A 20,827-nucleotide genomic window follows, 5' to 3' on the forward strand; every position below is an offset into this window, starting at 1 on the left:
TTCCTAGTGTCAGCAGTATGGACAGCGTGATCGTCCATGCAGCAATGGCCGAGGCCGAACAGACCGGGACACCGGTCGCCGAGCTTTCGCTGGATCGGATCGCTCGCCGCGCCGGCGTCTCGCGCTCGACGATCTATCGCCGTGTGCGCAGCCGTGACGCGCTGAACGATGCGGTGCGAGCCGCCGGTGGTGATCCGGGTAGTCGCGTCGGCGTCCGCGAGCGGGCAATCGCCGCCGCGACGGAGGTGATCGTCGCCGAAGGCGTTGGAGCCCTCACCGTCGAGGGCATCGCACGCCGGGTGGGCTGCGCGGTGACGTCGGTGTACGCCGCATTCGGCGGGCGCGAGGGATTGCTCGAAGCGGTGTTCCAGCGGCACGCGCCCCTGCCCGTCGTCGAGCGGCTGCTGTCGACTGAGCCGCAGCGGTTCGCCGACTTGGACACCGGAGTGCGCGCGATCTATGCCGCGATCTTCGACACCGTCGCCGACGACACCGCCGTCCTTGAGGCGCTGTTCTCCGAAATCCTGGCGAAGCCCAACGGCGTTGGCAGTCAGTTCTTCCGTGACCGCGTCTTGCCGCGGATCACCGCGGCAGTGGGCGGTTGGCTACAAGACCAGATCAAGGCCGGCCACTGTGTCGATCTGCCCCTGTCGCTGTTGGTGCCGCTGCTGATCGCGCCGATCAGCGTCCACCTGTTGGCGCGGCACCGGCTTGCCGCAGCGGGAGTTCCGGTGCCGGCGAGGCAGACGGTGATAGACGCGATGACCTTGGCGTTCTGCAATGCCACGCGCGTTTCGACGGAGTGAACAATGAAGGTAGTCGTCATTACCGGCGCGTCGACGGGAATCGGGCGTGCCAGCGCACTTGCGCTTGACCGCAACGGGTTTCGGGTCTTCGCCGGGATACGTAAGCAAGCCGACGGCGAAGCGCTGCGAGTCGCGGCGTCCGAGAGGTTGACACCGGTGTTCCTCGATGTGACAGCAGAGCGCTCGATCGGTGCGGCGGCGCGGCTGGTGGCCGACGCGGTTGGCAGGGCCGGCGAGGCCGGACTTGCTGGACTTGTCAACAACGCTGGAACCACGCTGCCCGGTCCGGTGGAGTACCTCGCGCTCGACGCGTTCCGCCATCAGCTCGAAGTGAATCTTGTTGGACCGCTGGCTGTTACGAAGGCATTCCTGCCGCTGTTGGTCCGTGGCGGGGGCAGGATAGTCAACGTCACATCTGGGGCAGGCAAGGCCGGGGTACCGCTGATGGCCCCGTATGTCGCGGCCAAGCATGGGCTGGAAGGCCTGAGCGATGTGCTGCGCCTCGAGCTCGGCCAGCTCGGCGTCGGGGTCTCGGTGATCGAACCCGGCTTCGTCGCGACCGATATGCGCGGCAAGCTCGAAAGGGACACCGACGACGTCATCCGCTCACTGCCCGAAGAGGGCCGATCCCGTTACGCTCGCCAGCTCGCCGCGACTGCCGAGGCGATCAGCACCCACGCGGCGCAAGGGTCCACGCCCGATGTGATCGCCGACGTTGTAGTGCACGCGCTCACGAGCAAGAAACCCCGCACCCGGTACCCGGCTGGGGCCGGTGCGAAGCGAATGCTGTTGCTGCGCCGCGTGTTATCGGATCGGCAATTCGACCGAATCATCCGCCGCATGAGCGGCCTGCCAAATGCCCCTACTCGGGGTGGTCATCGACCTTGAAATCGAAGTTGACATCGCCGGCGTCGACACTGGTGACGGTGACACTGATGCCGTACTTCTTGCGGCCGTCGGTGAGCTGGCACCGCAGCGTCGCACCCTCGACGCCTTTCAAGTTGTCGGGACAGGTCACCGAATCGGGCCGTTGACCCACCTGCTGGGTGAGCTTGTCACTGATGATGTTGGCGACCTGGTTCTTGTCGACGGTCTCGACCATGTCGAACTTCACGTCGTTGCCGTTGACGCTGGTCACCGTGACGTTGACGTTGTACGTCGAGTCTTTGACTTTCATCTCGCAGTTCAGCTGCGCCCCGACCTTGGCCGGCAGGTCGCCCGGACACGTCACCGAATCCGGCTTGTTGCCCGCGGCGTCGGTCATCTTGGCGGTGATCTGGCTGATGACCTTGCTCTTGCTCACCGAGTGTGACGACGAGGTTCCGATCGAACACGAGCAAGCTCCGGCGCTGGCCATCAGGCCGACGGCCGCACCTGCGACGAATAATGTCCGAACGATCGAGTGCGCCATATCGCCTCCCCGGCTGCCGACAGCTGTGAATCGGCTGATAATTACATGCCACACGGCTCTGGCGGAAGCGAACCCGCGAAACTCTGGCGGGTTGGCGGGTCGGAATCGCGTCGACAAGATTCGACCGGCATGCCGGAGCTAGGTCGCAGCTGGGTCGCACCCGTGAGCGGCGGCCATCGACCATCGACAGTCGAGGGCCTACCGCCGTCCACCATCGGAACGGGCCAGTGATATGTGCGTCGCGCACATGAGACAGTCGGGCCTCGGCGCGAAAGGGCCAATAACGGGCGACGAAACGGCCGTCGTCGGTCAGCGTCACGCCTTGGCTGCCTGGTCACCGAAACGGCAGCCAGGGTGGTGCCAGCCAAGGATCGCATCGATACGGGAAGTGGCGGCCATTGCTGTTCTGAATTTGGTCGGACTTCTCGCCTGCTTCGCCGGCTGGGCACCCGGAAGTACGGTCCAGCGTCAGTGCCACATCCCGCAGCAACTGTCACCCGCGCTGCCAGACGGCAGCCATCGGCCGCCGAGCCACGGCGAGACACACACCGCACGCGCCGGATCCTCCTACTATCGTCGCTGCTTGGCAGCTACTGGGCTTGCCGTCCTGTGGGCCGACCTAAGCTTCTAGGGTTCGAATTCCGGGCAATGTCCTCACTCGACCGAGCGGAGGGGCGAAATGGATAGTGACGGCGAGGGAACACCGTTCGGGCGTTACCGCCTGGTCGAATTGTTGGGCCGTGGCGGCATGGGCGAGGTCTGGCGGGCCTATGACACATTGATCGGACGGACCGTGGCGCTGAAGGTCCTGCCTGCCAACTATGCGGACGATCCAGAATACCGGGAGCGGTTCCGGCGTGAAGCGCACAAGGCTGCGAGCCTCAACCAACGCCACGTGGTGGCGATATTCGAGATTGGCGAAGTCGACGGGCGGTTGTTCGTGACCATGCCGGTGATCAAGGGACGGGACCTGCAGACTGTGCTGGGCGCCGGGCCGCTCCAGCCGCAGCGGGCGGTCGGGATCGTCGAGCAGGTCGCCGAAGCGCTGGCTGCCGCCCACGCGGAAGGATTGGTGCACCGCGACGTCAAACCATCCAACATCTTGCTCACTGAGGACGACTTCACCTACCTGATCGACTTCGGTATCGCGCGGGCTGCCGGGGAGACGGGTCTGACGTCCACCGGCGTCACCGTCGGCACCTGGGCCTACATGGCCCCCGAACGATTCCGCGATGGCCAAATCGAACCCAGCTCGGATATCTACGCGCTGACCTGCGTGCTGTATCAATGCCTCACCGGCCAGCCGCCTTTCCCCGGTGAAACTCTCGAACAGGTCGCTCTGGCCCACATGGTGGACGCACCCCCGAAACCTTCCACGCACGATCCGGCAGGTATGCCCGCTGCGATGGACGAGGTCATCGCCATGGGGATGGCAAAAGATCCCTCCATGCGCTACCACAGCACCATCGACCTCGCCGCCGCAGCGCGCGCCGCCCTCACCACCGTGCCGCCAGCGGCCCCATCACCGACACTGGCGGGGGCTACCGCTACGGCTCTTGAGCCGCAGCCCACGTTGACGCCTTCAGATGGCATCCCGGCCCGCTCCCGCAGCCTGGTGCCCGCCCGGAGTCAGCACCCGCCGGGCGGCGGGGCCGCCTGGGTGCGGTCTGCACACCGCCGGCACCGCACTGCCGTGGTCCTGACCGCTCTGGCCGTGACATTGTTTGTGGTGATCGCCATGGTCACCGTCGTCCTGAGCGCCCGCCGCCAGCAACCGTCAGCGTCCGGGCCGGTGTCGCAGCCATCGGCTTCCGTGTTGCAGACGGTGCTGCCATTTGTTGGCCTCAGCATTCCCGAGGGTGTCGCGGTCGACGGGACGGGTGCCGTCTATGTCGCGGACTCCGGCAATGATCGGGTGGTCATGCTGAGGCCCGGATCCACCCACCAGACGGTGTTGCCGTTCTCCGGCTTAAACGGTCCCGGGGATGTCGCGGTCGATGGTCAAGGTGCCGTCTATGTCTCCGACTACGCCACCATCGGCAGCATCGGCAAGTCTCGGATACTTAAGCTGGCTGCCGGCTCCGGTGAACAGACGGTGTTGCCGTTCTCCGGCCTGAACGCCCCTGGGGGTGTCGCGGTCGACGATCTGGGAGACGCCTACGTCGCCGACGTCCTGGAGAGGAAGTCTCGGGTGGTTAGGCTGGCTGCTGGATCCAGTGAGCAGACGGTGTTGCCGTTCACCGGTCTCAACACTCCTGAAGGTGTCGCGGTCGACAGCACGGGTGCCGTCTACGCCGCCGACACCGACAACAATCGGATCGTGAAGCTCGACGCCGGATCCACCCAGCAGACCGTGCTGCCGTTCACCGGTCTCAACACTCCTGAAGGTGTCGCGGTCGACAGCACGGGTGCCGTCTACGCCGCCGACACCGACAACAATCGGATCGTGAAGTTCGACATCAGGTCCAGCCAGCAGACCGTGTTGCCGTTCACCGGGCTCTACAACCCTACCGGTATCGCCGTCGACAACACGCATGCCGTCTACGTCGCCGACTTCCACAACAACCGGGTCGTCAAACTGCAACAGTGACCGGGGTCAACATCCGGGGGACCAGATCCGGCCGCAAACCGTACGCTAGGGTAGCCGATCGCGTGGCAGGCGGCTGCAGGCGCTACCAAATGTGCCGTTACGGGGCGACCATGGGTATCGGAGTATCGCGATGATCGACCAAAGCTGGTGATTAACCGGCTTTCGGGTGTTGTCCCGCTGGTCCTAGGGTGGTTGCGTTCAGCTCGCGGACGGCCGATCAGTACGCTGGCGCGCCGCTGTCTAGCCGCGACGATTTCGAGGTGACGTGGTCGCAGAAGTTGGCGAGGACGCCGACTGTCGCCTGCGGCGCCTCGAATGGCCAGAAGTGACCGGTGTCGAACAGATGCACGCCGCTGCCCGGTGGGAGCATCGCCAAAAGCCCAGTATCCTGGTAAAACTCGCGTGGCTGTAGGGGATCGTGGGCTCCCTGCAGCAGAAGCACCGGACCCTTCCAGGACCGAATGAGCCGGGTCCGACGGTCTATCCACTCCTGACGAAACGATGAGGAGTGAAAGTAGCGCGGCACCGCGGTGGCAATCCCCGGGTGGCTGAACTCTTCAATGGTGCGCAGCAGGTCGTGCCGGGCTACCGGCCGTTCGGTGAGCCACGCGTAGGCGGTCGCGACAAAGCGCCGCGTGTCGCCGAGCATGGCCGGCGCCTCGGCCGCCTGCATCAGCTGTTCCTGCGGGTGCAGGCGGGGGTGCAGATGCCAAAGATGTTGCTGTCCTCGGGCGTATCCGCATACCCGCTCACCCATCGCCGCGACCAGGTAGTCACCGACAGGGCTGCCTCGATCATGGGTAATCAGCGTGAATTCGCCAATCCCCAGTTCGTCGAGCAGGGCACCGAGCTGCTCTGCGACGCCGGCCTGACGGTAGTCGCCGCTGCGTTTGTCGGATTGACCGTAACCTTTGAGGTCGACGGCCACGCAGTGGTACCGCTGGCTCAGGCCCTCCAGCGCGTAGTGCCATTGCCACCATGAGTCCGGCACCCCATGCAGGAACACCAGCGTGTGGTCTGATGGGGTGCCGGATTCCACGAAATGCCATCTGACGGTTTCGCTGTCGCCCGGCGCGTGGACGAACCGATGGACGGCGGTTACGTCGCCAAGGTGCTCGATGTCACCGTCCTGATTGCGTCGGGCAGGTGTGGTGTCGCCAAGCTCGGCGAGCATCGTCTCGACGGACTTGACGGCGTGCGTCAGCGCGGTGCCGAGTTCTTCGGTCACCCGTTGTGGCGGTTCGGTGTAGGACAGATTTGTCGACGTTGTCATTGTGATTCCTTTCGCTCGCTAACTCCGTTGCTGCACAACATAAATCGGGGAACCGAGTCACACAGGTCGTCGAGCTGGCGGCCGGCTTGCATGACGGTGCGATCGGGCCGGATGACGGCCGTCGTGACGCCGCCGCGCCGTAGCCACCGAGCCAGTTCGCTTCCTGGCGGCGCGTCGACAATGACGGCCCCTCGATGACGAAGTTGGCCGAGCTGCGCCGCGGTGGGCGATTCGGTGGTGATGAGCGCGAAACCGTTCCCGAGCACCGTGTCCAGCCGGGTGCCGTCAGACAGTTCGGGATTCGGACACAACCTTCCCGCGAGGCGTCGGCCACGGAACGTCTTGTGCACCAGGGCACTTGACCGGAGTGCTGGGGTCCTGCTGCTCGTGATGAGTTGCCGCGCACCCGGGATGTGGTGCAGCCGCGGAATCAGGGCGCGGCGGACGGCGTTGCCGGTCCGCCCGCCGGCCGTCATCGACCAGCCCATGGTCAGCGCAAGCCCAATCATGGCCCGTGCGTGGGGTTTGCGCTCCCGTTGGTAGGTATCGAGAACACTGGGGGGAAGGATTTCACTCAGCACGCCGGCTAGCTTCCAGGTCAGGTTCGCTGCGTCGCGTATTCCAGCGCTCATGCCTTGGCCGATGAACGGCGGCGTGAGATGAGCGGCGTCGCCGAGAAGGAAGACATTGCCCTGGCGCCATGAGCTTGCTACGCCGGCACCAAACGTGTATTCCGCGACGCGGACCAGGGACAACCTGTCGGGCGAGATGTCAGTCACCCAAGCGGAAATCAACCGGTAGAGGGTCTGCGGTGAGGCGAAGTCGTCAACCGTTTCACCCTCCCGAAGCCGAAATTCCCAGCGGTAGCGGTTGTCGCCGACCCGCATGTAGGTGGCGGCCCGGTCTGGATTGCAGACTTGATATACGCCGTCCCACAGGTCGATTGCGGCGTCGGTGGTCACATCGACGACGAGCCAGCGTTGGGCGAAACGCAAATTGCCCATCACCGCACCGATCGAGGCACGGACGACGCTGTTGGCGCCGTCGCAACCCAAGACGTAGCTGGCGTCGACGACGTGTTCCTCGCCGCTGATCCGATCTGTGAACTCGACTCGCACCGGGGCAGGCTCGTGTTGGCTGACGTGGGTGACTTCAGCGTTTCCTTGGAAACGAACGCAGTTGTGCTCCTTTAGGTTTGCCCGCAGGATTCCTTCCAGCTCGGGTTGGTCGAACATGTTGGCCTGAGGGAAACCGTGGATGCTACGCGCCGGATCGCGGTCAAACTGGGCCAGCGTTCGCAATTCCTTGTCGACAAGGCGCAGACCCAGCGCCGCGCGCGTTATCGCAGCAAACTCGTCGCCGATGCCAAGCCGACCCATGATCCGTCGGATCTCGTCGTCGAGGTGCACCGCCCGCGGTTGCGGGTACACGGTTTCCCACCGGTCAAGAAGCAGGCACGAAATGCCGTATTGGGCAAGCAAGGTTGCCGCCGTGACGCCGGTCGGGCCGGCGCCGACGATGACGACCGGCGCTGAGCGCGGTGATGGGTTCACTTGTACCGCACTACCGTGCGTTGGCTGCCCAGGTCGATCGTGCCGTCGTCGGTGGCCACGCTGGCCTCGACGATGTCGCCGTCATGCAGATACCTGGGATTCTTGGCCTGCTGCTTGAAGAAGGCCGTCCACTTGACCGGGGGCGGCAGCAGGGAACTGATGATCTGCACCGTTTTTGGGGGAGCGCTGAACGCGGTACCCACCGGTGTACCCGTCAGCAGCAAATCGCCAGGTTGGAGGTGTTGAAACCGGGTGAGTGCCTGCAGTGCTTGCAGGGGTGAGTAGATGATGTCGCCACCGACCACCATGTCTTGCCTGGTTTCGCCGTTGACCTGCAATCGGAGCCGCAGGTCGCCGAAACGATTGAGTTCGTCGGCGTCCAGCAACACCATCGCCGGGCCGACGGGAGTGAACGTCGGATACGACTTAGCCTCGTAGAACTGGGTTTTGGGAAGCTGGATGTCACGAGCCGATACATCGTTGGCGACCACCAGACCGGCAACGAAATCGGACAGATTGGCCGCGGTGATGGTGGCGCCGACAGGCAGCTCTCGGCCGATGACTAACCCGATTTCGACCTCGTAGTCCAGAAACTGGACATGATCGGGTTTGACGATGTCGTCGAACGGCCCGCTGATCGAGCCCGAGGCTTTGCGGAAGAACGTCAATGGGGTCGTCTTCGGGTCCATGCCGGAGTCGTTGACGTGTGAGGCAAAGTTTGTCATCTGAGCCACCACCCGGCATGGCGCCGTCACTGGTGAGACGAGCTGCAGGCTCTCCACGGGCACAACGTCATCGCCTTGCGCTGCCGCGTTGATGGCCTCGCGGTCGGCGAGCAACTGCGCGGTGCTGACCGCGTCGGTAGCGACTTGGACTGCCCCACTGGATACTTGCACCCACCAGTCGTCACTGGTGCGCAGCACTGAGACGGTCATGAGTTGGCTGCTTTCATCAGGCCGATCAGGCGGCGGCAATCGAGCTCGTTGTCGGCGCGCAGTGCGCTGACGGCTGACAGCGCCTCGCGCGGTAAGGATTTGGGACTAGTGCCGAGGAAATCTTTGGTCGGCGCAGGCCCCCACTGAGCTAGTCGCGAGGCGGCGAACGGTGCCCAGCCCGGCTCCACGGAGCAGTCGAACATGTCTCCGTCGCTGAAGTGCTCGACCATGAACCCGTCTGGGTCGCGCCAGTAGTCGAATATCTGGCTGCCCTCAATGTGGCGGCCGATTCCCCAAGACCGGTGATAACCGCACTCGGCGAGGTATTCGCCGCCCGCCGCCAGGCTGTCGAGATCGCAAACCTGATATGCCGAATGCACATAACGGTTGGCCGCTCCCAATGACAGCGCCAGCGTGTGGTGGTCGGCGGGCGTCGTGCCGCGATCGCAGCGGATGAAGCTCATGGTCGGTCCCCGGTCGCGCTGGCCGGAAATGAACAGGAAGTCGCTGACGATCATTCCCAGGGTGTCGAGGTACCAATTGAGCGTCTGTAGATATGCGGGGGTCTGCAGAACCAGGTGCCCGAGCCGTTGCACCTTGGCGGGTCTACGTGGCGGGCGCTGGGTTGCGTTGACGCGCTTGAGATCATGCGCGACGTTGAGGGTGCGCGGCGCCTGTGCCGGCAACGGCTCGAGCTGATGGGTGCCCGCCACCACGCGAACGGTGAACCCGTTTGGATCCATGAGGTCGACGGCTCGGCCGCCAAGCATCGGTGGCAGACCGCGCGCCTGACGTCCCGTCGCGCCCACCAGCCGCAGCAGATCGCTGTCGTCTTGGGCGGTGAAGGCGGCCGCAGTGAAGCGAGACCGGCGCCCGCGACGGATCAGCATGCACGGTACCCCCGCGTCAGCGCCGCGCAGGTGCAGCACGTTCGGCGTGCGGGCGGCGATGGCGAACCCGAATGCCTTGCCGAAGGTCTCGGTGCGATCGAGATCGGGCTTTTCGAACTCCAGCCACGCGATGTCGTGAACCTTGATCACGGGATTACGCGAGCGGCCGGGATGCTCGCCTCTATGGGCGCCGTTCTCGCTGTGTAAGCCACTGTGTGCTGCGACGTCCTGCGTCATGAAGCGTCTCCAACCTCTGCTAGTTGAAGATATCTTCATTCACGAACCGTCCGTCAGTCAAGATTTGTGAAGAAATATTCACAAGTGAGGTAAGCTGTCGTCTGTGGCAAACGCCAACGCGTCACCCAACCGCCTGCAAAGGCGCAAACAACGCACCCGCGAAGCTCTGATCAGCGCAGCGCAGGGATTCATCGCCACCGGCAAGCTCAATGTGCCGATCCAGGACATCAGTCAGGCCGCCGATGTCGGCGTCGGCTCGTTCTACAACCACTTCGAGAGCAAGGAAGAGCTCTTCGAAGCCGCCATTAATGAAGTACTCGACGCCCACGGGGCTTTGCTCGATGCGTTAACGGCATCGATCGACGATCCCGCCGAAGCCTTCGCTATTAGTTTTCGGCTGACGGGGCGCATGTTTCGTCGGCCGGACAGCCGCATCGTTCTCAACCACGGACTGCGCATGATTACCGCCGACCGTGGGTTGGCGCCACGCGCCAAGCGCGACATCGCGGCCGCAGCCGCGGCCGGGCGATTTCGGGAGGCCGACCCGCAACTGGCGATGGCGGTCGCCGCAGGCGCGCTGCTCGGTCTCGGTCAATTGCTGCAAGACGAACCCGACCGCGACGCGGCACGGGCCACAGACCAAGTCACGGAGGATTTGTTGAGGATGTTCGGGCTGTCCGCCGACGACGCGCACCGATTGTGCAACATGCCGCTGGATGTCGATGCGCTCAGCGAGGACCGGGACGCCTACGTCGCACCCGTGAGCGCGGCGACCAGTCCCTCGGTATCTGCGACCGTCACCGTCAGTGCTGAGTGATCCTTCAGGCCGATCACCCGGTGGATACGGGGGTCGAAGTGGACGCAAACCCCGGCATCTGCGTTGGTTCCGAAGGTGAGCCCGTCATCGACGAACGACAGTCGGGGGCCGACCGCCGTCCACCATCGGTACGGGCCGGTGATGTGCGCGTCGCGCACGTGAGATAGCGGGGCTTCGGCGCGAAAGGGCCCGTAGCGGGCGACGAACCGGCCGTCGTCGGTCAGCGTCACGCCTTGGCTACCCGGCCATCGAAACGGCAGCCAGAGTGGGGCAAGCCGAGGATCGTACCGATAGGGAAAGTGGCGATTCGTCACACGACGAGGCTACTGGTGGCAGGTCGGCCCGGATCAACGGTCCGGTAACGCGTGTTCGACGATGGGCAGCCGTGGCTGCGGTTGGCGTTCGCCGCGCTTGGCGGCCAGGTATACCTGCGCGGTCTCCTCGGCGACCGTCTGCCACGCGAAGTCGGAAGTGAGGCGTTCTCGGGCCGCGTGGGCGCGTCGCTGCGCGGCGGCCGGATCGTCGAGCACGGTCCGCACCGCGGCAGCCAACCTCAACACGTCGCGCGGTGGACACGACACCCCGGTGTGCCCGTTGATCACCGCTTCGCCCAGGCCACCGATGTTCGATGTCACCAGTGGGGTACCGGCCGCGGCGGCTTCCAATGCCACCAGCCCGAACGGTTCGTAATGGCTGGGCAGCACCGCGGCGTCGGCGCGGTGCAGCGCGGCGAGCAGTTCGTCGTGGTGGAGGTGACCGACGAACCGGGTTGCCTTGAGCACCTTGTGTTTACGGGCTTGTTCGATGAGCCATTCCTGTTGGGTACCGTCGCCGGCGATGGTCAGCGTGGTACGGGGGTGGTGGCGCCTGATCCGGGGCAGCGCTGCGATGGCATCGTGCACGCCCTTCTCGTACTCCAGCCGTCCGACGTAGAGCAGCTCTGGCGGCCCGCTGCGAGAGTGGGGGCGGGCCGCGAATGGCCAGCGTGCCGCGTCAATGCCGTTGCGGATCACCGTGATTTCGGCAAGGCCGGGTCCGAACAGTTCGGTGATCTCGTCACGCATCGACGCTGAACATGTTATGAGCGAATCGGATTCACGCACCAGCCACGACTCGACCGCGTGGACCTGACGGCTCAGCGCCCCCGAGACCCAGCCGGAGTGCCGCCCGGCCTCCGTCGCGTGAATCGTGGAAACCATTGGTACGTCGTAGAATTGGGCCAGTGCAATGGCCGGATGGGCAACCAGCCAGTCGTGTGCGTGGACCACATCGGGGCGCCACGGCCGGTCGGACCCGTATCGCTTTAGGGACAGACCCGTGCGGATCATCGCGTGGCCCATCGCCAGAGTCCACGCCATCATGTCGTCGCCGAAGGTGAACTCGTGCGGGTCCTGTGCCGCCGCGATCACCCGGACGCCCTCGCTGACCTCATCAGAGGACGGGTGTGTGCTGGGGTCGGTGCCGGTGGGGCGGCGAGACAGCACCACGACGTCGTGTCCGGCCTCGGCCAGCGCGGTCGACAGGTGATGCACGTGCCGGCCCAGCCCGCCGATCACGACCGGCGGGTACTCCCACGACACCATCAGGATCTTCATGCGCGTGTCCTATTCCGCTGCGAGGGTGCGCAAAATGCCGCGTGCGGCGGCGTGTCGCCGTACAAACACGCGCGCTCGCCGGACAAGGGGGCGCTCACCGCGGCAGCCTACGGGCATCCAAAGCGCCGAAGAGGCCGTCGGCGCGATTCCATCCGTCGGCCAGCTTTTGTGCGCTGTCGCGCCGGCCGGAGGCCAGCGCGCCGGCGATCTCCCGGGTGGCATGTGCATGCAAGTGCGCGCGGTAGCGGGCGTAGTCGGCCGCGGAATCCTTGCTCACCATGAACGGCCAGTCGCTGGACACGGTCAGCAGCGTCTCGCGCAGGATCTGGTCGGCCACGTGATCGCGGGGGAGTGGTCCGTCCAGCGATGCCGTTTGCGTCCCCAGAGCCTTGTCGACGGTGGACAGCGCGGTGTCGACAACTTCGGCGTTGAGCTGGACCAAATCGGCCACCTTCTCGCCGTTCCACACCTGCCAGTCCTTGCCGGAACCCCAAGAGCTGGGCGGTAATTCGACGGCATCGCCGACGAATCCGTCGTGGAGTGCGTCGCGTAGGGTGCCCACCCGCACGCCGGCGGCCGGCAACGCCCGTAGCACCCGCTGCAGCCACGTCGGTCCCTCGTACCACCAATGGCCGAACAACTCGGTGTCGAAGGCCGCGACCACATGGGCGGGTCGGCCGATGCGCTGGGACTCCGACAGCAGCCGGTTGCGTACCACGTCGACAAAGTCGGCGACGTGGACGTCAACCGCGCGATCGGCGCGTTCGGGTTCGTAGGGCGCCTTGGCGTCCGACGAAACATTGCGGCCGGTTACCCGGGCCGGCTTGAGACCGGTGAGGTGGTCGTAGGTGTGGAAATCGCGATAGGCGGCGTGTCCGGGGTAGCCGGATTTCGGCGACCACACCCGGTAGCTGACCTGCAGGTCACGCCCGAACGCGACCACGTCGCTGTCGCCAACCGGCCTGCCTAAAGCGGTGTCGCCGTGCAGGGACGGGCCGTCGACCATAAAGTGGCTGACCCCCGCGGCGGCGTAGTCGTGCTCCATACCCGGTGCGTAGGCGCATTCGGGTGCCCAAATCCCGGTTGGGGTGTGGGCCAGCCGGTGCCCTGCGTCGGCCAGGCCTTCGCGCAGCGCGAACTCGCGCAGCCGCGCCGCCAGCAGCGGCTGGAATGGGTGGGCCAACGGGCCGCCCAGCAGCTCGACGGTGCCGGCGTCGATCAGGCCGCGCAGCAACGGGCTGCCGCCGTGGCGCCACAGCGTGGCGAAGTCGTCAAGCGCTACATCCGCTTCGGCGCACTCGCGAATGCCGAAGGCCCGCAACGCCTTCGGTGTGCACGACAGATAACTTGCCGATTCCGAGCGCGGAGCAGAGCGCACACTGGCAGCCTCCTCCGCACGCAGCCGCCAGTTGGCCAGCCAGTGGTGCATACCGTCGAGGCAGTACGGGTCGTCGAGCTGGGCGTTGACCACCGGTGTCATGCCGAGCGTGATCAGGCCGTGGCGATCTTCGTCGGCCAGCGTCTGCAACACCCGCAGCAACGGCAGGTAGGCCGCCGCCCATGACTGGTAGAGCCATTCCTCGCCGACCGGCCAGCGGCCGTGATGCGCCAGCCACGGCAGGTGCGTGTGCAGCACCAGTGTGAACAGGCCGGGCACTGGCGTTGCGGACGACATCAAGAGCGCACCGCGATTGCAATGAGGTCCAAACTGGCTTCTATGTCACCCATGCCGCGGGGCACTATGTCGAAGTCGGCGGTGGTCACCGCCGCGACGTCGGCGGCCAGCTGGGGCGGCCAGGGTGCTCCGTCGTCGCTGGCCAGCGCTTGCGCGATCTGGGCGTCGATGATCGAGCCGCCGTGGCGAGCGTCCATCTCCTGCAGGCGTGGGCCATGAAACAACCCGCACATGTCCACCTCGCAAAAGCCCCCGTCGACCAGCAATTCGGTGAGCTCGTCGGCATTCAGCTCGCGGGTGTGAAACGGGTTGATCGGGGTGTCGCGGCCGGGCGAGAAGGTGATCCGGTTGGGGGTGGACACCATCAGCAGCCCCGAGGGGCGCAACACCCGGGCGCACTCGCGAACGAACTGGCCCTGGTCCCACAGATGCTCGATGACCTGGAAGTTGACCACGACGTCCACCGAAGCGTCGGGCAGCGGCAACTCCGCCAGGTTCGCCCGCATCACCTCGACCCGGGGGTAGCGGTGGCGGACATGCGCAACCGCGGCCTCGTCGTAGTCCACCGCGATCACCCGGCGTGCGACGCCGGCGATCAGGTTGGCGCCGTAGCCCTCTCCGCAGCCGGCTTCCAGCACGTCGCGGCCCGCGCAGCGGGTAGCCAGCCGCTCGTATACCACTTCGTGGCGGCGAAACCAGTAGTTCTCGATGTCCAGATCGGGAATGGTGCGCTCGCCCGTCAGCGTCAACACCGCATCGACCGCCGGGGGTTTGTCGGCGGCGGGTACGTCGGGGACGAATGCGCTCATTGCTAAGGCAGGCTAACCCCTAGGCTCCGATTCGCGAACCGGGCACCGGATGCGGGAAGCAGAACCTGCACTACGACCCGCTATGGTGTGAGGGCAGACCGCACGAAGTTACCGTCTAGTAACATACCGGTGCGGTTGCGAATCGCGTGACCGAAGTCCTGCAGTCCACCGCTGTGGGACGCCTTTGAGGAGGACGAGCCACACTCATGACGAACATCGTGGTCCTGATCAAGCAGGTCCCAGACACCTGGTCGGAGCGCAAGCTCACCGACGGCGATTTCACGCTGGACCGCGAGGCCGCCGACGCGGTGCTGGACGAGATCAACGAGCGCGCCGTGGAAGAGGCACTGCAGATCCGGGAGCGAGAGGCCGCCGACGGCATCGAAGGGTCGGTGACCGTGCTGACCGCAGGCCCCGAGCGAGCCACCGAGGCTATTCGCAAGGCACTTTCTATGGGCGCCGACAAGGCCGTCCACCTCAAGGACGACGGCATGCACGGGTCCGACGTCATCCAGACCGGATGGGCTCTCGCGCGTGCGCTGGGCACCATCGAAGGCACCGAACTGGTCATCGCCGGCAACGAAGCCACCGATGGCGTCGGCGGCGCGGTGCCCGCCATCATCGCCGAATACCTCGGCCTGCCGCAGCTCACTCACCTGCGCAAACTGGCCGTCGAGGGCGGCAAGGTCACCGGCGAGCGGGAGACCGACGAGGGCGTGTTCACCCTGGAGGCCACCTTGCCCGCGGTGGTTAGCGTCAACGAGAAGATCAACGAGCCGCGCTTCCCATCGTTCAAAGGCATCATGGCCGCCAAGAAGAAGGAAGTGACGGTGCTCACCCTCGCCGAGATCGGCGTCGAGAGCGACGAGGTCGGGCTGGCCAATGCCGGGTCGACGGTGCTGTCGTCAACGCCGAAGCCGCCCAAGACCGCTGGCGAGAAGGTGACCGACGAGGGCGAGGGCGGTAACCAGATTGTCCAGTACCTGGTTAGCCAGAAGATCATCTAACGAGCGCTAATCCCCTGAGACGAGAAGAGCGATAACCCATGGCTGAAGTATTGGTGCTCGTCGAGCACGCTGAAGGTGCGTTGAAGAAGGTCAGCGCCGAATTGATCACCGCCGCGCGCGCGCTGGGCGAGCCGGCTGCCGTCGTGGTCGGGGCGCCGGGGACGGCCGCGCCGCTGGTTGACGGGCTGAAGGCGGCCGGTGCCGCCAAGATCTATGTCGCCGAGTCCGACGCCGTCGACAATTACCTGATCACGCCCGTCGTCGACGTGCTGGCCGCGCTGGCCGAATCGAACACTCCGGCCGCCGTGTTGCTGGCTGCAACCGCCGACGGCAAGGAGATCGCCGGCCGGCTCGCGGCCCGGATCGGTTCGGGTCTGCTGGTCGACGTGATCGAGGTGCGAGAAGGTGCGGTGGGCGTCCACAGCATCTTCGGTGGGGCGTTCACCGTCGAGGCGCGCGCCAACGGCGACACCCCGGTGATCACGGTGCGGGCCGGGGCCATCGAGGCCGCGCCGGCCGATGGCGCGGGTGAGCAAGTCAGCGTGGAAGTGCCGGCTGCGGCCGAGAACGCGACCAAGATCACCTCTCGCGAGCCCGCGGTTGCCGGTGACCGGCCGGAACTCACCGAGGCCACCGTGGTGGTGTCCGGTGGTCGTGGCGTCGGGAGCGCGGAGAACTTCAAGGTGGTCGAGGAGCTGGCCGACTCACTGGGCGCCGCTGTCGGGGCGTCGCGTGCCGCGGTGGACTCCGGCTACTACCCGGGCCAGTTCCAGGTGGGCCAGACCGGCAAGACGGTGTCGCCGCAGCTCTACATCGCGCTGGGGATTTCCGGGGCGATTCAGCACCGCGCCGGGATGCAGACGTCCAAGACCATCGTTGCGGTCAACAAGGACGAGGAGGCGCCGATCTTCGAGATCGCCGATTACGGGGTGGTTGGTGACCTGTTCAAGGTTGCACCGCAATTGACCGAGGGGATCAAGGCCCGCAAGGGCTAAGTTCTCTGGCCGAGCAGACGTAAAAGCTCCCAAAACCGGGCGGTTTTGGGAGCTTTTACGTCTGCTCGGCCCATTTGTCACCTGGCGTGCACCGACATGTCAGCGCCCCGATGCCGATTAGCTGACCGGCTGCGCCACGTTGTTGGCATGACCGTTGCTTCAGTACTAATACCCAGCGATAAGCCGCGAGGCCTGGCGACACGGTCGTCGTCCGGGCCGCACTATTCCCTGTTGCTGTCCACCGACCCTTCGCTCATCGAAGCCGCGCAGCGGCTCCGCTACGACGTCTTTAGCAGCACACCCGGCTTTTCTCTTCCCGCGGCCAGCAACGGCCGAGATGTCGACCGTTTCGACGAGTACTGCGACCACCTGCTGGTCCGCGACGACGACACCGGTGAGTTGGTGGGTTGCTACCGGATGTTGCCGCCGGCGGGAGCCATCGCCGCCGGAGGCCTCTATACGGCCACGGAATTCGACGTGCGAGCACTCGACCCGCTGCGGCCGTCGCTGGTGGAGATGGGCCGAGCGGTGGTACGCGAAGGTCACCGCAACGGTGGGGTGGTGCTGCTGATGTGGGCGGGCATCCTCGCGTACCTGGACCGATGCGACTACGACCACGTGACCGGCTGCGTGTCGGTACCGATCGGTAGCGGCGACGGTCCGCCGGGGAGCCAGATCCGCGGCGTGCGCGACTTCGTGCTAAGCCGTCACCCTGCCGAATACCGGGTGCGCCCCTATCGGCCGGTGAGCATCGACGGCAAGGGCCTGGACGACATCGCACCGCCGAAACGACCGGCGATCCCGCCGCTGATGCGTGGCTACCTGAGACTCGGCGCGCGGGCATGTGGAGAGCCGGCCCACGATCCGGACTTCGGGGTGGGTGACTTCTGCGTGCTGCTGGCCAAGCAGCACGCAGATACCCGCTATCTCAAGCGACTGCGGTCGGTTTCCGCGGCCTCAGGGATTGTGGACGGAGCGGCCTGATGGACAGGCTGGCCGGGCACCCCTGGCTGCCGCAAGCATCGTGTGACGCCAGTTGCGTGACCATCGGCGACGCCGCGCACATGCGGCGGCCGCTGGTGGTGTTGCGGGTGGCGCTTCGAGTCACGCTGGCGTTGCTGCTCGCACCGGGCGTGCCATTGCTTGGCGTTCCGCTGCCCGGCCGCAACCACGTGCAGCGTGCCTATTGCCGGTTGGTGCTGCGCTGTTTCGGTGTCCGGATCACGGTGTCGGGCAGTCCAATTCGCAATCTGCGCGGCGTCCTTGTGGTCAGCAGCCACATATCCTGGCTGGACGCCTTCGTCATCGGTTCGGTGTTGCCGGGTTCGTTTGTCGCCCGCGCAGATATGTTCACGGGGCGGGCCACCGGGATGGTGGCCCGGATCCTGAAGATCATCCCGATCGAGCGGGCCAGTCTGCGACGGCTGCCCGGTGTGGTGGACACGGTGGCCCGCCGGCTCCGTGCCGGCCACACGGTCGTGGCCTTTCCGGAGGGCACGACCTGGTGCGGTCTGGCGTCCGGGGCCTTTTACCCGGCAATGTTCCAGGCCGCGATCGATGCGGCCCGCCCGGTGCAGCCACTTCGGCTGGCATATCACCATGTGGATGGCACCGTGTCGACCGCACCGGCTTACGTTGGCGACGACAAGTTGTTGCGGTCCGTCGGCCGAATGCTGCGCGTGCGCCGCACGGTGGCCTGGGTGTGCGTCGAATCCCTGCAACTACCGGGTACCGATCGGCGAGCCCTGGCTGGCCGTTGTCAGTCCGCGGTGGACGTCGGGAAGCCGCGGCACCCAGGTCACGGGCACGCGCTGGTGGCCTGAGCCCTCGGCAGGACCGGTATCCTGGGGCGCGTCATGGTCTACCTGGATCACGCCGCTACCACCCCGATGCACCCCGCCGCCATCGAGGCGATGACAGCTGCGCTTGGCACCGTCGGCAACGCGTCGTCGCTGCACACCACCGGACGTTCGGCCCGTCGGCGGATCGAGGAATCGCGTGAACTGATCGCAGACAAGTTGGGGGCTCGTCCGTCCGAGGTGATCTTCACCGCAGGGGGCACCGAGAGCGACAATCTGGCGGTCAAGGGTATCTACTGGGCGCGCCGTGACGCGGAGCCAAGCCGTCGGCGCATCGTCACCACCGAGGTGGAACACCATGCCGTATTGGACTCGGTGAACTGGCTCGTCAAACACGCAGGCGCCCAGGTGACTTGGCTGCCCACGGGCGCCGACGGCTCGGTGTCGGCCGCCGGGCTGCGCGAGGCGCTGCAGAGCCACGACGACGTCGCACTGGTGTCGGTCATGTGGGCCAACAACGAGGTGGGCACTATCATGCCGACCGCCGAATTAGCATCTGTCGCAGCTGAATTCGACGTCCCCATGCATAGTGATGCCGTTCAGGCGGTCGGACAGCTTCCGGTCGACTTCGGTGCCAGCGGGCTTTCTGCGATGAGCGTGGCGGCGCACAAGTTCGGGGGCCCCCCGGGGGTTGGTGCGTTGCTGTTGCGGCGCGATGTGTCGTGTGTACCGCTGTTGCACGGCGGCGGTCAGGAGCGCGATATCCGCTCTGGCACACCGGATGTCGCCAGTGCTGTCGGAATGGCGGTGGCTGCGCAGATCGCGGTGGACGGGTTGGAAGCCAACGGCGTTCGGCTGCGCGCGTTAAGGGACCGCCTGGTCGATGGTGTGCTCGCCGATATCGACGATGTTCGCCTCAACGGCGCCCTCGACCCGCTGCGGCTGCCGGGCAACGCGCACTTCACCTTCCGCGGCTGCGAAGGCGACGCGCTGTTGATGCTGTTGGACGCCAACGGAATCGAATGCTCCACGGGATCGGCCTGCACCGCGGGTGTGACGCAGCCGTCGCACGTGCTGATCGCGATGGGCGCCGACGCTGCGAGCGCTCGCGGATCGCTGCGGCTTTCGCTGGGCCACACCAGTGTTGACGCTGACATCGACGCTGCTCTGCGGGTGTTACCCGGGGCGGTAGCGCGTGCACGGCGTGCCGCCCTGGCCGCTGCGGGGGCTTCCTAAGTGAAGGTTCTCGCCGCAATGAGCGGGGGCGTCGACTCGTCGGTTGCCGCCGCCCGCATGGTCGATGCCGGCCACGACGTGGTTGGCGTGCACCTGGCATTGTCATCGGCGCCCGGCGCGCTGCGCACCGGCTCGCGCGGCTGCTGCTCCAAAGAAGACGCATCAGATGCCCGTCGCGTCGCCGATGTGCTGGGAATCCCATTCTATGTTTGGGATTTCGCGGAGAAGTTCAAGCAAGACGTGATCGACGATTTCGTGTCGTCCTATGCCCGCGGCGAGACCCCCAATCCCTGTGTGCGGTGCAATCAGCAAATCAAGTTCTCGGCGCTGTCGGCGAGAGCGTTGGCGTTGGGATTCGACACCGTAGCCACCGGCCACTATGCCCGGCTGTCCGATGGGCGGCTGCGCCGCGCCGTCGACCGGAACAAGGATCAGTCCTACGTGCTGGCCGTTTTGACCGCCGAGCAACTGCGCCACGCCGCGTTCCCGATTGGGGACACCCCTAAGCCGCAGATCCGCGCCGAGGCGGCCCGTCGCGGCCTGGCGGTGGCCGACAAGCCGGACAGTCACGATATCTGCTTCATTCCGTCCGGGAAAACCAAGGCGTTTCTCGGTGAGCGGATCGGTATTCGCCGCGGAATCGTGGTCAATTCCGACGGCGCAGTGCTGGCCGAACATGACGGGGTGCACGGATTCACCATCGGCCAGCGCAAAGGTCTGGGCATCGCCGGGCCGGGGCCAGACGGTCGCCCGCGTTACGTGACGGCGATCGACGCCGACACTGGCACCGTGCACGTGGGCGAAGCGGCCGACCTCGAGGTGCATGCGCTGATCGGGCGGGCACCGGTTTTCACCGGGGGAGCCGCGCCGGCGGGTCGGATCGAGTGTGCGGTTCAGGTGCGCGCGCACGGTGAAATGGCCAGTGCGGTAGCGGAATTGGTCGGCGACGAGCTTGTCGTGCAGTTACATACCCCGCTGCGCGGTGTGGCCCGAGGCCAGACGCTGGTGCTGTACCGTCCGGATCCCGACGGTGACGAGGTGCTGGGCAGCGCCACCATCGCCAACACCTCGCGGTTGTCGACAACTCACTGACAGGGTTTGTCGCGCCGGTTGTCCGGGTCCGCAACCTACGGAAACGTCACTTCCCCCTACGTAATAGTAGTAATATGCAACTATTGCCAATAGCAATAATCTGCGGT

Annotated in this window: 19 protein-coding genes and 1 pseudogene; 10 read left to right on the plus strand and 10 right to left on the minus strand. The window is 65.8% G+C overall.

The genetic code is table 11. The annotated features are described in order from the left end of the window. Positions 1-17: 17 nt before the first annotated feature. Positions 18-806, plus strand: a complete 789-nt coding sequence (locus AADZ78_RS07850; protein WP_085249295.1) for a TetR/AcrR family transcriptional regulator — start codon at positions 18-20, stop codon at positions 804-806. 3 nt (positions 807-809) lie between these two features. Further along, the gene (locus AADZ78_RS07855; RefSeq protein ID WP_085249294.1) at positions 810-1,694 is read left to right on the plus strand and encodes an SDR family oxidoreductase; all 885 of its coding nucleotides are present in this window, start codon (positions 810-812) and stop codon (positions 1,692-1,694) included. On the opposite strand, the gene AADZ78_RS07860 is transcribed toward AADZ78_RS07855, so the two are convergent. Both AADZ78_RS07860 and AADZ78_RS07865 read right to left on the minus strand, forming a co-directional pair. Next, the gene (locus AADZ78_RS07860; RefSeq protein ID WP_085249293.1) at positions 1,669-2,217 is read right to left on the minus strand and encodes a DUF4333 domain-containing protein; all 549 of its coding nucleotides are present in this window, start codon (positions 2,215-2,217) and stop codon (positions 1,669-1,671) included. The two genes, AADZ78_RS07855 and AADZ78_RS07860, sit on opposite strands and share 26 nt — an antisense overlap. Positions 2,218-2,392: 175 nt before the next feature. Beyond that, positions 2,393-2,629: pseudogene (locus AADZ78_RS07865) on the minus strand (hypothetical protein); the annotation flags it as partial. Between the two features lie 267 nt (positions 2,630-2,896). Between AADZ78_RS07865 and AADZ78_RS07870 the strand changes: the two are divergent. After that, positions 2,897-4,807 carry a serine/threonine-protein kinase PknD gene (locus tag AADZ78_RS07870; RefSeq protein WP_204903439.1) on the plus strand — a complete coding sequence of 637 codons (1,911 nt, stop codon included), beginning with the start codon at positions 2,897-2,899 and terminating at the stop codon, positions 4,805-4,807. 217 nt (positions 4,808-5,024) lie between these two features. Here AADZ78_RS07870 and AADZ78_RS07875 read toward each other — a convergent pair whose 3' ends face one another. Genes AADZ78_RS07875 through AADZ78_RS07890 form a run of 4 tightly spaced genes read right to left on the minus strand, consistent with a single transcriptional unit; the run spans position 5,025 to position 9,695 of the window. Then, a complete protein-coding gene (locus tag AADZ78_RS07875; RefSeq protein ID WP_204903438.1) occupies positions 5,025-6,035 on the minus strand; it encodes an alpha/beta fold hydrolase in 1,011 nt (336 codons plus the stop codon). A 41-nt stretch (positions 6,036-6,076) separates the two neighbouring features. Then, the gene (locus AADZ78_RS07880; protein ID WP_085249290.1) at positions 6,077-7,633 is read right to left on the minus strand and encodes a bifunctional 3-(3-hydroxy-phenyl)propionate/3-hydroxycinnamic acid hydroxylase; all 1,557 of its coding nucleotides are present in this window, start codon (positions 7,631-7,633) and stop codon (positions 6,077-6,079) included. Further along, positions 7,630-8,568 (minus strand): fumarylacetoacetate hydrolase family protein, encoded by a 939-nt coding sequence (locus AADZ78_RS07885; protein ID WP_085249289.1) that lies wholly within the window; start codon positions 8,566-8,568, stop codon positions 7,630-7,632. The genes AADZ78_RS07880 and AADZ78_RS07885 overlap by 4 nt, the downstream gene beginning before the upstream one ends. Then, a complete protein-coding gene (locus AADZ78_RS07890) occupies positions 8,565-9,695 on the minus strand; it encodes a VOC family protein (RefSeq protein ID WP_085249288.1) in 1,131 nt (376 codons plus the stop codon). Before AADZ78_RS07890 ends, AADZ78_RS07885 begins: the two co-directional genes overlap by 4 nt. 103 nt (positions 9,696-9,798) lie before the next feature. Here AADZ78_RS07890 and AADZ78_RS07895 point away from each other — a divergent pair, with 103 nt between their 5' ends. Next, positions 9,799-10,512 (plus strand): TetR/AcrR family transcriptional regulator, encoded by a 714-nt coding sequence (locus tag AADZ78_RS07895; RefSeq protein ID WP_085249287.1) that lies wholly within the window; start codon positions 9,799-9,801, stop codon positions 10,510-10,512. Here the strand turns inward: AADZ78_RS07895 and AADZ78_RS07900 are convergent. From AADZ78_RS07900 to AADZ78_RS07915, 4 genes are all read right to left on the minus strand, one after another. After that, positions 10,443-10,826, minus strand: a complete 384-nt coding sequence (locus AADZ78_RS07900; protein WP_085249286.1) for a hypothetical protein — start codon at positions 10,824-10,826, stop codon at positions 10,443-10,445. The two genes, AADZ78_RS07895 and AADZ78_RS07900, sit on opposite strands and share 70 nt — an antisense overlap. Positions 10,827-10,859: 33 nt before the next feature. Next, positions 10,860-12,107, minus strand: coding sequence for a glycosyltransferase family 4 protein (locus AADZ78_RS07905; protein WP_085249285.1), 1,248 nt, complete (start codon positions 12,105-12,107; stop codon positions 10,860-10,862). A 94-nt stretch (positions 12,108-12,201) separates the two neighbouring features. After that, on the minus strand, positions 12,202-13,785 hold the full coding sequence (locus tag AADZ78_RS07910; protein WP_085249284.1) for a glycoside hydrolase family 57 protein: 1,584 nt from the start codon (positions 13,783-13,785) through the stop codon (positions 12,202-12,204). Next, entirely contained in the window at positions 13,782-14,591 is an 810-nt protein-coding gene (locus AADZ78_RS07915; protein WP_085249283.1) for a class I SAM-dependent methyltransferase, read from the minus strand. Before AADZ78_RS07915 ends, AADZ78_RS07910 begins: the two co-directional genes overlap by 4 nt. 206 nt (positions 14,592-14,797) lie before the next feature. On the opposite strand from AADZ78_RS07915, the gene AADZ78_RS07920 reads away from it, so the two are divergent. From AADZ78_RS07920 to mnmA, 6 genes are all read left to right on the plus strand, one after another. Continuing rightward, entirely contained in the window at positions 14,798-15,598 is an 801-nt protein-coding gene (locus AADZ78_RS07920) for an electron transfer flavoprotein subunit beta/FixA family protein (protein ID WP_085249282.1), read from the plus strand. A 38-nt stretch (positions 15,599-15,636) separates the two neighbouring features. Next, on the plus strand, positions 15,637-16,593 hold the full coding sequence (locus tag AADZ78_RS07925; protein WP_085249281.1) for an electron transfer flavoprotein subunit alpha/FixB family protein: 957 nt from the start codon (positions 15,637-15,639) through the stop codon (positions 16,591-16,593). A gap of 147 nt (positions 16,594-16,740) precedes the next feature. Further along, on the plus strand, positions 16,741-17,577 hold the full coding sequence (locus AADZ78_RS07930) for a GNAT family N-acetyltransferase (RefSeq protein ID WP_085249280.1): 837 nt from the start codon (positions 16,741-16,743) through the stop codon (positions 17,575-17,577). Beyond that, the gene (locus AADZ78_RS07935) at positions 17,577-18,416 is read left to right on the plus strand and encodes a lysophospholipid acyltransferase family protein (protein ID WP_085249279.1); all 840 of its coding nucleotides are present in this window, start codon (positions 17,577-17,579) and stop codon (positions 18,414-18,416) included. The genes AADZ78_RS07930 and AADZ78_RS07935 overlap by 1 nt, the downstream gene beginning before the upstream one ends. Before the next feature lie 33 nt (positions 18,417-18,449). Further along, entirely contained in the window at positions 18,450-19,628 is a 1,179-nt protein-coding gene (locus tag AADZ78_RS07940) for a cysteine desulfurase family protein (protein ID WP_085249278.1), read from the plus strand. After that, entirely contained in the window at positions 19,629-20,720 is a 1,092-nt protein-coding gene (gene mnmA, locus AADZ78_RS07945; RefSeq protein WP_085249277.1) for a tRNA 2-thiouridine(34) synthase MnmA, read from the plus strand. Positions 20,721-20,827 lie beyond the last annotated feature (107 nt).

Origin of the sequence: Mycobacterium riyadhense (genome assembly GCF_963853645.1) — a bacterium.
GTDB lineage: Bacteria > Actinomycetota > Actinomycetes > Mycobacteriales > Mycobacteriaceae > Mycobacterium > Mycobacterium riyadhense.

Coding starts and splice junctions, on each gene's coding strand:
- AADZ78_RS07855 (WP_085249294.1), top strand. CDS start 810: ATGAAGGTAGTCGTCATTACCGGCGCGTCGACGGGAATCGGGCGTGCC.
- AADZ78_RS07905 (WP_085249285.1), bottom strand. CDS start 12,107: ATGAAGATCCTGATGGTGTCGTGGGAGTACCCGCCGGTCGTGATCGGC.
- AADZ78_RS07940 (WP_085249278.1), top strand. CDS start 18,450: ATGGTCTACCTGGATCACGCCGCTACCACCCCGATGCACCCCGCCGCC.
- AADZ78_RS07860 (WP_085249293.1), bottom strand. CDS start 2,217: ATGGCGCACTCGATCGTTCGGACATTATTCGTCGCAGGTGCGGCCGTC.
- AADZ78_RS07925 (WP_085249281.1), top strand. CDS start 15,637: ATGGCTGAAGTATTGGTGCTCGTCGAGCACGCTGAAGGTGCGTTGAAG.
- AADZ78_RS07870 (WP_204903439.1), top strand. CDS start 2,897: ATGGATAGTGACGGCGAGGGAACACCGTTCGGGCGTTACCGCCTGGTC.
- AADZ78_RS07890 (WP_085249288.1), bottom strand. CDS start 9,695: ATGACGCAGGACGTCGCAGCACACAGTGGCTTACACAGCGAGAACGGC.
- AADZ78_RS07915 (WP_085249283.1), bottom strand. CDS start 14,591: ATGAGCGCATTCGTCCCCGACGTACCCGCCGCCGACAAACCCCCGGCG.
- AADZ78_RS07885 (WP_085249289.1), bottom strand. CDS start 8,568: ATGACCGTCTCAGTGCTGCGCACCAGTGACGACTGGTGGGTGCAAGTA.
- AADZ78_RS07850 (WP_085249295.1), top strand. CDS start 18: ATGGACAGCGTGATCGTCCATGCAGCAATGGCCGAGGCCGAACAGACC.
- AADZ78_RS07935 (WP_085249279.1), top strand. CDS start 17,577: ATGGACAGGCTGGCCGGGCACCCCTGGCTGCCGCAAGCATCGTGTGAC.
- AADZ78_RS07920 (WP_085249282.1), top strand. CDS start 14,798: ATGACGAACATCGTGGTCCTGATCAAGCAGGTCCCAGACACCTGGTCG.
- AADZ78_RS07930 (WP_085249280.1), top strand. CDS start 16,741: ATGACCGTTGCTTCAGTACTAATACCCAGCGATAAGCCGCGAGGCCTG.